The 1063-nt window shown below is 62.9% G+C and carries 1 protein-coding gene; it reads left to right on the top strand.

Translation table 11 applies throughout. The features are described from left to right. Positions 1-113 precede the first annotated feature (113 nt). Positions 114-1040 carry an IS982 family transposase gene (locus P0D62_RS18960; RefSeq protein WP_275704085.1) on the top strand — a complete coding sequence of 309 codons (927 nt, stop codon included), beginning with the start codon at positions 114-116 and terminating at the stop codon, positions 1038-1040. The last annotated feature ends 23 nt before the right edge of the window (positions 1041-1063 follow it).

Below are 1063 nucleotides of genomic sequence, written 5' to 3'. Positions count from 1 at the left end.
CTAGATGATTGAGTCCAAGGGGTCGTGGCTCGGCGTGGTGTTGCCGTGAGTGTGAGGGAGGGCGTCCAGAGTCGGTGTTGCTAACACCAACACCGAGCCGGAAGGGCCCTGTCATGGTCACCGATCTGGACACCCTCGCTACCGCACTCTATGTCACCTGCGATGACCTACTGAAAGCCCATCCCGAACGCAGGCCACCACGCCCCCGGATCGGGCTCCAGCCCCGGATCACCGACGCCGAGATCATCACCCTGGCAGTGATGGGCTCCTTGCTCGGCTACACCAGCGAGCGCCATTGGATCCGCTACGCCCGAACCCACTTCCTCGGCATGTTCCCCGCCCTGCCTGGACAGTCTGGCTACGGGAAACGGCTACGGAAACTGGCTGACACGATGGCCTGGCTGATCAGCGTCCTCGCAGCCGATACCAGCATCATCACCGATGATGTGTGGATCGTGGATTCCACCCCGGTGGAGTGCGCACGCTCCAGAGAGACCGTGCAACGCTCCGACCTGGCCGGGTGGGCCGAGTACGGCTACTGTGCCTCGCACTCCCGCTACTTCTGGGGACTCAGGCTGCATCTGGTCTGCACCCTCCACGGCCTGCCGGTCGGGTGGGCTCTGACCGGCGCGAAAGCCGACGAACGAGAAGTGCTGGCCGATCTGCTCGCCTCTATCCCACCCCTGGAGGGTCTTCAGCACGATCGACAGCGCCGGCAGATCGTGATCGGGGACAAGAACTACTACGGCAAGACCTTCGAAACCGAGATCGCTGCTTCCGGGATCGAGTTGCTGCGCCCAACGCGTAAGGGCGAACCACCTCGCCCGGGAGAGAGGTTCTTCAAACCGTTGCGTCAGGTCATCGAGTCCGTCAACGACACCCTGAAAGGCCAGCTGAACCTGGAACACCATGGTGGCCGCACGATCACCGGTGTCTGCGCCCGGATCGCCGCCAAGATCCTTGCACTGACCACCGCGATTTGGCACAACGACCACATCGGCGCCGCCATCCGTCGTTCACTCATCGCCTACGACCACTGAACCCCTTGGACTCACTCGTCTAG

It is taken from the genome of Tessaracoccus caeni, from assembly GCF_029211185.1.
GTDB lineage: Bacteria > Actinomycetota > Actinomycetes > Propionibacteriales > Propionibacteriaceae > Arachnia > Arachnia caeni.
The sequence above is the reverse complement of the archived record's forward strand: the minus strand, read 5'-3'. Positions and strand labels throughout refer to the sequence as shown.